Annotated in this window: 10 protein-coding genes; 3 read left to right on the plus strand and 7 right to left on the minus strand. The window is 64.3% G+C overall.

Annotation, left to right across the window (positions count from 1 at the left end; translation table 11 throughout):
• A partial coding sequence (locus VF515_09840) for an LLM class flavin-dependent oxidoreductase (protein HEX7407936.1) occupies positions 1–656 on the plus strand: 656 nt, incomplete at its 5' end.
• Between the two features lie 33 nt (positions 657–689).
• Here VF515_09840 and gshB read toward each other — a convergent pair.
• The 6 genes from gshB to VF515_09870 form a co-directional block, all read right to left on the minus strand.
• Positions 690–1,634, minus strand: coding sequence for a glutathione synthase (gene gshB, locus VF515_09845; protein ID HEX7407937.1), 945 nt, complete (start codon positions 1,632–1,634; stop codon positions 690–692).
• A gap of 68 nt (positions 1,635–1,702) precedes the next feature.
• On the minus strand, positions 1,703–2,368 hold the full coding sequence (locus VF515_09850) for a TetR family transcriptional regulator (GenBank protein ID HEX7407938.1): 666 nt from the start codon (positions 2,366–2,368) through the stop codon (positions 1,703–1,705).
• A 90-nt stretch (positions 2,369–2,458) separates the two neighbouring features.
• Positions 2,459–3,628 (minus strand): steroid 3-ketoacyl-CoA thiolase, encoded by a 1,170-nt coding sequence (locus VF515_09855; GenBank protein HEX7407939.1) that lies wholly within the window; start codon positions 3,626–3,628, stop codon positions 2,459–2,461.
• 58 nt (positions 3,629–3,686) lie between these two features.
• Positions 3,687–4,856 carry a lipid-transfer protein gene (locus VF515_09860; protein HEX7407940.1) on the minus strand — a complete coding sequence of 390 codons (1,170 nt, stop codon included), beginning with the start codon at positions 4,854–4,856 and terminating at the stop codon, positions 3,687–3,689.
• A 3-nt stretch (positions 4,857–4,859) separates the two neighbouring features.
• On the minus strand, positions 4,860–5,291 hold the full coding sequence (locus VF515_09865; GenBank protein HEX7407941.1) for a hypothetical protein: 432 nt from the start codon (positions 5,289–5,291) through the stop codon (positions 4,860–4,862).
• 59 nt (positions 5,292–5,350) lie between these two features.
• Positions 5,351–6,331: a bifunctional MaoC family dehydratase N-terminal/OB-fold nucleic acid binding domain-containing protein gene (locus VF515_09870; protein ID HEX7407942.1), complete on the minus strand. Its 981-nt coding sequence runs from the start codon at positions 6,329–6,331 to the stop codon at positions 5,351–5,353.
• Between the two features lie 322 nt (positions 6,332–6,653).
• Between VF515_09870 and VF515_09875 the strand changes: the two genes are divergently transcribed.
• Together VF515_09875 and VF515_09880 are read left to right on the plus strand one after the other, a co-directional pair.
• Entirely contained in the window at positions 6,654–7,955 is a 1,302-nt protein-coding gene (locus VF515_09875; protein ID HEX7407943.1) for a HAMP domain-containing sensor histidine kinase, read from the plus strand.
• A gap of 179 nt (positions 7,956–8,134) precedes the next feature.
• Complete coding sequence (locus VF515_09880; protein ID HEX7407944.1) at positions 8,135–8,308, plus strand: hypothetical protein; 174 nt, start codon at positions 8,135–8,137, stop codon at positions 8,306–8,308.
• A 6-nt stretch (positions 8,309–8,314) separates the two neighbouring features.
• Here VF515_09880 and VF515_09885 read toward each other — a convergent pair whose 3' ends face one another.
• A complete protein-coding gene (locus VF515_09885; GenBank protein HEX7407945.1) occupies positions 8,315–8,926 on the minus strand; it encodes a Uma2 family endonuclease in 612 nt (203 codons plus the stop codon).
• Positions 8,927–9,133: the final 207 nt, after the last annotated feature.

The following is a 9,133-nucleotide window of genomic DNA, read 5'->3' on the forward strand; positions in this document are numbered from 1 at the left end:
TCGACGTCTTGAGCGGTGGCCGCCTGGAGTTCGGCTACGGCGCCGGCTGGCACCAGGAGGAATTCGCCGGCTACGGCTACGAGTTCCCCGCGGCCGCCACCCGGATTCGGCAAATGGAAGAGGGGCTCGCCATCATCAAGCACCTGTGGTCCGAGGAGCGCGTCTCGTGGGCGGGGAAATTCTATCGAGTCACTGACGCGATTTGCGAGCCCAAACCGTTGCAGCGGCCGCACCCGCCGATCACCATCGGCGGCGGCGGGGAGAAACTTCTGCTGCGTGCGGTCGCGCGTCACGCCGACATTTGGAACTACTTTCCGGTGCCCTTGCCGGAGTACGAGCGCAAGGCGCAGGTGCTCGATCAACACTGCCGCGACTTGGGTCGCGACCCCCAGACCCTGGAGCGCTCCCTCATGACGCCGACGGTAACGGCGGAATGGGAAAAGGAGGTGCGTGACCAGTTCGAAGGGGCAAAGGCACGCGGCTATCTCTGGGCTCACTCCGGCAGTCTCGTGCAAGGCACGCCGGACATCGTCGTGCCGCGTTACCGCGACTACATCCGGCGCGGCGTGAGCTTCTTCATCATCCAGCTGCCCGACAGCCGCGATCTCAGGCAGATCGAGTTCGTCGCCAAGAACGTCATCGCCGAATTGGTGTAGTGCGGACGACCGGGACCGTCTCGAAGGACGTTCTCAGCTCTCGGCGCCCGCGCTGGCCCGGCGTTCGAGGCTGTCGACCATCGCCACTTCGAGGTGGGTATGGCTCACCTGATTGATCTGCCGTGTCGCTGATGGACTGGTCACGTTGATCTCCGTGAGGTAGCCATCGATAACATCGATGCCAGCGAGCCAAATGTGTCGCTGCAGCAAGAGCGGGCGCACGGCGGCGATGATCTCGCGCTCGCGCGCCGTCAGCGTGGTGGCTTCCACCCGCGCCCCCTGATGAATGTTCGCCAGATGATCGGGACTCTGGGGCACGCGATTGACGGCACCGATCGGCTCGCCTTCGAGCAGCAAGATGCGCTTGTCGCCAGCGGCGACCCCGGGAATGAACTTCTGCGCCATCACGTGCCGGCCGCCGTGTGCCGCCACGTAGTCCGCCATACGCTCACGGCTTCCGCGGTCGACCAACTCCACGCCACGGCCGCTGCAATCATCCAGCGGTTTCAAGACGATGCGGCCGTGCGTCGCCTGGAACGCCCGCAGGCGCTCCGGCTGGTTGCTCACGAGCGTCGGCGGCGAAAATGCCGTAAACTGCATGGGCAGGAGCTTCTCGTTCAGCAGGCGCAGGCTCACCGGGTCGTTCACCACCGGCACCTGCTCCAGCGCACGCTCGAGCACCAAGGTGGCAACGATGTACTCGAGGTCAACCGGCGGGTCCTTGCGCATGAGCACGAGGTCGAAGTCCGCGAACCGGTGATCGCTGGCGGCGGTGAGTTGGTAGAACGGCCGGCGGCCGAGATCCACGACGATGCCCTGCGCCCGCACACCGGCGCCGCTCTCGCTGAGGTAGAGATCGGGCAGCGTGGCCACCGACGCCTCATGCCCGCGGCGCGCCATCTCCTCGATGAGCAGCAGCGAAGTATCGGTGCTCAGGTTGAGCGTGTCGAGCGGGTCAATGATGAACAAGAAGTGCATGGGTTACCCCCTGGTGCGTCCCCGCGCTGCCGGCAGGTGGTGTGCTGTTGCGGCCGTGGGGCTGAACCTCATGCGCACGCCGATGCTTTCTTCCTGTCATCCCCGAGACCGAGCAGTTGGGCAACCGCAATCTTGACGAAGCGGCGATGCCGCGCCACGGCCGTTGGGCTGGACGCATCAGTCTGCAGGGCCACCTCGATCAGCGCCGTGTTGGCGAAATAGCCGAAAATCAGGTGATAGATCCCGGTGGCGAGGTAGCGCAGGTCCTCCGGCTCCCACGGCCCAGCGGCCTCCGCCAGCAAGCTCAGGCCCTCGGCGGACAGCGGGAACAGCAGCTTGGGAATGGCGTTGCGCAGGTAGCGGCTGTCATCGAATCCGCGCTGGATAAGCCGCGGCAGGTGCGGATGCTCAGCGAGGTAGTCGATCAAGCGATCGAGGCTGGCGTCCACGGATGCGCGCTCCAGGGTTCCTGTCTGACCCGCCTTGGCGCTCTCGGCCAACAGCGCCACGATGGGGTCGAGACCCCGGGCCAGAACCGCCTCGTAGAGTGCGCGCTTGTTACGGAAGTGGTGGTAGAGGCTGGCCTGATTCTTCAGGCCTACGTCGGCCGCGATCTCGCGCATCGCCACGCCGCTGAAGCCGTGCTGTGCAAAACGGCGCTCGGCGGCATCGAGGATGAGGTCGCGTGTCGACCCGGTCTCGTGAGAAGGAACCGCAGCATCGTCGTGCGTCATCGCGCCCCCGTTTTTCGCCTCAACCGCCTGGGCATAACCGCTAGCGTGGCGGGACGTTGCATCGTCCGGTCCGGGGTGCCCCCCGGCACCTCAGATGCGTTCGATAATCGTCCCCGTCCCCAGCGATCCGCCGCAGCACATCGTAATCAGCGCGGTGGTCTTGTTGCTCCGTTCCAGCTCGTGCAACGCGGTCGTGATGAGACGGCTGCCCGTCGATCCCACCGGATGACCGAGAGCGATCGCGCCACCATTCACGTTGACCTTGTCCATGTCCGGCTTGTGCACCCGCGCCCACGACAGCACCACTGCGGCAAAGGCCTCGTTGATTTCAATGAGATCGAGGTCCTTCATCGTCATGCCGGCCTGCTTGAGGACCTTCGCCGTCGCATCGACCGGCCCGTCGAGCAGGTAGTAGGGGTCCGAACCCACCAGCACCTGCGCCACGATCCGAGCCCGGGGCTTGAGGCCCAGTGCTTTGGCGCGCTCGCGTGACATCCACAGCACGGCGGCGGCGCCGTCGGAAATCTGTGACGAGTTGCCCGCCGTATGCACGCCGTTTTCGGCCATGGGCTTGAGGTTCGCCAGCCCCTCGAGGGTGGATTCACGCGGGCCTTGGTCGCGCTTCACCGTCATGCGCTCCCCGGTCGGGGTGTTGTCTTTCCCGGCGACGACCGGAGCGTCGACGGCGATCACCTCCCGATCGAACCGGCCCTCGGCCCACGCCCGCGCCGCCTTCTGCTGCGAGGCGAGGGCGAGTTCGTCGACGTCTTTGCGAGTGATGCCGCGGTTCTTAGCGATGCGTTCGGCCGCGTCGAACTGGGTAAACGGCGAGTCCCACGGCCATTCGGTAGGCTGAAAGTAGCCGGGGCCGTTGACCACGCTGGCACCGAGCCCGACGCGGCTCATCGCCTCGACGCCGCAGGCGATGCCGACGTCGATGGAGTTCATGGTGATGAGTCCGGCGATGAAGTTGTTCGCCTGCTGGGCCGAGCCGCACTGACAATCGACGGTGGTACCGGCAACGTGGTACGGCAGCCCCTCGCTCAGCCACGCCGTGCGCGTGACGTCGTTCGACTGTTCGCCAGCCTGAGTGACGCAACCACCAACGACTTGGCCCACAATACCCGGGTCGATACCAGCCCGCTTGACGACGCCGACCTGCGCCGCCGCCAGCAACCTGGCTGCGTGCAAGCCGGCCAACCAGCCGTTTCGCTTCCCGATAGGGGTACGTACCGCTTCAACGATTACTGCTTCGGCCATTTTGTTTCCTCCAATTCGTTCAAGTTTGCGATCGGTAGCGGCGCCGCATGCTGCGCCGCTATGCCTTTCCCAAAATCATCGCGCTCGTCGGCACGCCGACCCCTGAGGTCACCAGGACGTGATCGACTTTCTTTTTCGGCTGATTCACCGACGCACCCCGAATCAAGCGCACGCCTTCGTTCACGCCGTTCACCCCGTGAATGTACGCCTCGCTCAACTGTCCGCCGTGGGTGTTGCTCGGGAGCCGGCCGCCGATGTCGAGGTTGCCGGCGCGGACGAAATCTTTCGACTCACCGACCTGGCAGAAGCCAAACGACTCCAGCTGCCAGAGCACGATGGGCGTGAAGGCGTCGTAGATGACAGCGGCATCGATGTCCTTCGGCCCGAGTCCGGACTGCGCATAGACCTGCTTGGCGACCAGATCCATTTCCGGCAGGCTGGCAATGTCCGGCCGATAGAAACTCGTCATCACTTCCTGGTCCGGCGCGATGCCCTGCGATACACCGCGGATGATCGCCGCCGGCTGCTTGCAGTCGCGGGCGCGTTCGGGCGTGGTGATCACCACGGCGCAGCCACCGTCGGTCTCCTGGCAGCAGTCGAACAGGTGCAGCGGCTCGACGATCCAGCGCGACTTCTGATGCTCTTCCAACGTCAGCGGCTTGCCGTGAAAGAACGCATGGGGGTTGTTCACCGCGTACGTGCGCGTCGAGACGGCGATGCGCCCGAGGTCCTCGCTGCTCAAGCCGTACTGGTGCATGTAGCGCTGGGTGAACATGGCAACCCAGCTCGCCGGGGTGAACAGGCCATACGGCATGTACCAGCCCCAGTGAATCAGGTCTGACGTCGCCACCCCGCCGGCAACACCTTCGCTGTAGCGCTGGCCCGACCGCCCGTTGAGCGCCCGGTAGCACACCACCACGTCACAGATGCCGGTGGCGATCGCCATCGCGGCCTGATGCATCAACGACGTCGCCGCGCCGCCGCCGTGCGGAACCCGGCTAAACAGCTTGAGGTTCCCGATGCCCACCGTGCGCGCCAGTTCAATCTCGTCAGTGAAGTCGAGCGAGAACGTGGTCATGCCGTCGACATCGCTGGGCTTGAGGCCGCAGTCGTCGAGCGCGGCCTTGACCGATTCGGCCGCCAGCCGCAGATCCGACCGGCCCGAGTTCTTCGAAAAATCGGTGGCGCCAATGCCAACGATGGCCGCTTGATCCTTGATCGTCCGCATGGCTCAGGCCTCCGGGAGCGCCACACGCACCGTACCGGTGACGTGATTGCCGTAACTGTTTTTGCCCACGACTTCGACCTCCACCACCTTCTCGGCGTCGTGCTTCGCCGTGACCGTGCCGGTCATTTTCATGCTGTCACCGGCGAAGTTCGGGGCGCCGAGCTTGATGCCCACCTTCTTCAGGATCGCCTCCGGACCGGCCCAATCGGTGATGAAGCGGCCGACGAAGCCGTTGGTGCTCAGGATGTTCATGAAAATGTCCGGCACGCCGCGTTTCCGCGCCATGTGGTAGTCGTGGTGCACGTCCTGGTAATCGCGTGAGGCGATCGCCGTGGCGACGATGACCGTCGGGGTCAACTCGACAAGGAGTTCAGGAAGTTTATCGCCAACCGTCACCTGATTGTATCGCAAAGTTGTTCCTTGAGGTTGCGTCATGCCGTCCTCCGGCTCTGATTTTCGTTCAACGAGAAATCCATGGATGCCTCGGGAAAGTGTCAGGCCGCCGGCCGGAACTGCGGCAGGATCATCTCTTCGTCCACGGCAACAAAGTCGACCTTCACGGGCATCCCGATGGAAACCGTCTTGGGATCAACGTCGATGAGGTTCGCCACCAGCCGCGTCCCTTCTGCCAGTTCCACCAACGCGACCACGTGGGGGTAATCGAACGGCGGGAACGGCGGGTGATGAATCACCACGAAGCTGTACACCGTACCGCGCCCACTCGCTTTGACGGCGGTCCATTCCAGCGACTGACACGACGGGCACATCGGCCGCGGCGGATGGCGCAGCTTGCCACAGCCGGCGCAGCGTTGAATGAGCAGCTCCTTCTGCTTCACGCCGTCCCAGAAGAAGGCGTTGTCCTGGTTGACGACCGGTCGCGGCCGGCGTGGCTTGGCCGGGCCTGCCGCGGCAGGCTGCTCGGCGGCCACTTGCGCCGGACGGAACAAGAGGATGCGGAACTGCATCTTGCCGACGATCTCGCCCTTCTGATGAGCGCGGAAGGTCGTCGGAATCGAAACGAAATGGCCGGCGCCCAAGCCGGTCTGCTTCTCTTCCGACACGTCTTCGATGATCGTCGTCGCCGTCAGCAGGTCGCCGGGACGCAGATAGCGTACATACTCCTGCTCGCAGTTGGTGGCGACCACCGAGGTGAAGCCGGCTTGGCTGAGAATACCGAGCATTTGATTCAGGGTGTCCGGTTCTTTCGGCGGCGGCATGAGGCCGCGCATGGTCCACGCCTGCATCATCGTCGGCGGAGCGACGATGCCCTTGTGGATCGAGCCCGCGGCAAACTCGGGATCGGTGTACACCGGATTGGTGTCACCGATGGCATCGCACCAATGGCGAATCATGGGCTGATTCACCGGATCGCGGGCAGTAAACGGCGGCCCCGCCTCACGGCCCACGTAGGCCCGCAGCCGTTGCAAGAACGCCGCCTTGTCGGTCTGTGGCTTTGCAGTCTCGGTCTGACTCACGGTTCTTCCCTCATAGTATGATCCGGGCGCAGTAGTCCCGCGGTTGATCGCGGAATGCCCGTTGCTCGGGGGCATAATCAATGTGCATACGGCCCTCTTAGAAGCGGGGCACCAATAACATGGAATGCCACGCGTCGCTAATAGCCAAACAAACGTTTGTTCAGTGATGACTTCGAGCGGCCCGAGAGGTGATACAAGTCAGCTCCTGGTCGCATCGGAGCAGGCTGCGTTCAGTTGCGAAGGGGTGGCGCTCTGGCACCAGCATGTTTCCCTTTGATTTTCCCAAACATTTGAGCAAGTCTTGCGGCGCGTTACGTCCTGGATGAAGCCCCCACAGGTCTCAGACGAGTTTGCACGCGAAACGGGCGACCTCACCGCACGCCGGTGTAGGATCGGACTGCTCGTCTATCTCCTCTTCGCCGCGGCCGGTGCCGTGGCAGAATGGCGGGTATATCCCCAGCGCGGGTCGCTGCTCCTGGCGACGCTCGCCGTTGAAGCCGTGGTGGTCTGCGCCGTTTTGCTGACCACGCGTAAGCCGATCACACACCCGAAAAGCGCGTGGATCGTGCTTCTCGCAAGTGTCAGCGTGTGTTCGATCTTGGCGCTCTACAATGCGGCGGTCGATGGCGACATGCTCTACGTGCTGCTCACCTACATGAGCTTCATGCTGGTCGCGGCGATGGTCATCCCCTGGGGGGCAGGGTTCCAGCTCGCAATGAACGTCGGCATCATCGCCGCCTACTCGGTGGCCCTTGCCGGCGGCGCCAGAACAGGCCCGGTACCGGCATACGATTTCCTCGCCATCGCGGCGGGCGCGGTGATCTCCACACTCGGAGCCCACTACGTCGAGGAGTACCGCCGCCGGCTCTTCGCGCAGGCCGCGGCGTTGCGCCAGGCGAACCGTAGCCTGGAGGCCGCCACGCGGGCGCGCATGGAGCTGCTCAGCGGCTTGTCGCACGACATGCGCACGCCACTTTCGGTGGTGATGGGCTACGCCGAAATCCTCGTGGATGATCCGGCATTGAGCGAAAATCTGCGCCAACCGGTGCACAGCATCGCCCGCGAAGCGAAAGAACTGCTGTACCTGGTCGACAGCGTCCTCGATTTGGCGCGACTCGAATCCGGCCGCCTGCCGTTTCATCGCTCGACCTTCCGCCTGGCGGAACTGGTCCAACCGTTGCGCGAGACGACGACAGACCTCCTGCGTGACCGCAGCGTGCACTTACGTTGGGAGATCCCGGACACGCTGACGGTCGACAGCGATGAGGGCAAGGTACGTGAAATCGTCCGCAACCTGCTGTCGAACGCCGTCAAGTATACGCTCGAAGGCGAGATCGCCATATCGGCCGCGCCCAATGACGGCGGCACCGACATTGTGGTGGCTGACACCGGCATCGGTATCGCCCCTGAGCACCTGGACCTGATCTTCGACCCCTTTCACCGGGTCGCCCCGGAGGGCGATGCACACCTGCCAGGCTCGGGCTTCGGCCTCTACATGGTGAAGCTACTGGTGGCGCTCGTGGGCGGCACCATTGACGTGCAAAGCGTGCCGAACGGCGGCAGCACGTTCCATGTCTGGTTACCGCCGCAGCCGCCGAGTTCAGTCCTGAGTGCTGGGTCCTGAGTCCGAAAACCTCGATGGACCAAGCAGCCGGCCGCATGGCCGAGGCGATGGCGAAGAAACCGCGACAGACAGGCGGTTGATTTTACAGCCTCTCAGACGAATGGGAACTCACCTGTTGATCGCAGCTGGGTGAAGGCGACTGGCTCTGGAAGACACCGTACGCTCAGCCGGTGCCGTCGGTGAACCACTCGCGCCATATCCCCGCGATCCGGGCACCGGTACAGGGACTCTACTTCGCCTCCATGAGCCAGGTGTACTCCTGGGATCGCGGCACCGACTTCGCCGTCGAGATCGGACGTAAAGTGGCGAAGATGGTAATTGAGGATCAGCGGGCGCTGATGGCGAATCGCTAACGGCGTCTATCGAACGGAGATCTGCACGAAGAAGTCGTCCGCCCGTGGCGCGAGACCGGGCAGCGCCGGATGGGGCGTGAGCGTCTCGCCGACCCGACAGCGGTGTTCGTCGGCAACCGTGATCACCACGACCTCACGCTGCTCTGGAAGGACGATCCACACGATCTGCACGCCGGCGCCGAGGTACCAGGCGGCCTTGTCGCGCAGCACCGCCTCATCCTCATCCTCCCCGGCGACTTCCACGGCGAGCACCGGCGGCACGCGACGGAACTTATGCTCGTACCGCCCGACCTCGGAGCGACGAAAGAGAGCCGCGTCCGCCCCGCGCGCCGCACCGCGCAAAATCATCCCAGCTTCGTTCGTCGACGCAACAAACTCCCGGTGCGCGCGCACCCACTGCACCAGCACGCTCACCACGTCGGCCACGGTATCTTGTTGCATGTCCCCGCACGGCGGCATGTAGAGCAGCCTCCCATTCACGTACTCCAACCGGCCTTCCACTTTCGGCCACGTCTCGCACCGCTCCGGATCGAACCCTTCGGGCGGAATGAGCTCCACAGGGAAACGGATCGCCCGGGGCACCGGGATCGTCTCTTCGTAGCGCTGGGCGATGGTCACGCACTTCTCCTTACCACCGCGGCGAGGCGCTTGCCAGCGTGTGTACCAGCAGTTGCTTGCCACGTTGCGCACGTCACGGGCGCTGAGGATCACGCGTGAGAGCCGGATGCGCCGCCGAGTGTGTCTCGTAGAGCAGGCCGCGCTTGATATCACCACGGTGGACGGGGACGGGCACAGGGCGCGACCGCTGTGGGTGCCGGAAGAAGT

The organism is Candidatus Binatia bacterium (assembly GCA_036382395.1).
GTDB lineage: Bacteria > Desulfobacterota > Binatia > HRBIN30 > HRBIN30 > JAGDMS01.

Bases quoted from the DNA above. Each gene is read 5' to 3' on its own strand.
- gshB (HEX7407937.1), bottom strand. From the start codon at position 1,634: ATGCACTTCTTGTTCATCATTGACCCGCTCGACACGCTCAACCTGAGC.
- VF515_09850 (HEX7407938.1), bottom strand. From the start codon at position 2,368: ATGACGCACGACGATGCTGCGGTTCCTTCTCACGAGACCGGGTCGACA.
- VF515_09855 (HEX7407939.1), bottom strand. From the start codon at position 3,628: ATGGCCGAAGCAGTAATCGTTGAAGCGGTACGTACCCCTATCGGGAAG.
- VF515_09860 (HEX7407940.1), bottom strand. From the start codon at position 4,856: ATGCGGACGATCAAGGATCAAGCGGCCATCGTTGGCATTGGCGCCACC.
- VF515_09865 (HEX7407941.1), bottom strand. From the start codon at position 5,291: ATGACGCAACCTCAAGGAACAACTTTGCGATACAATCAGGTGACGGTT.
- VF515_09875 (HEX7407943.1), top strand. From the start codon at position 6,654: ATGAAGCCCCCACAGGTCTCAGACGAGTTTGCACGCGAAACGGGCGAC.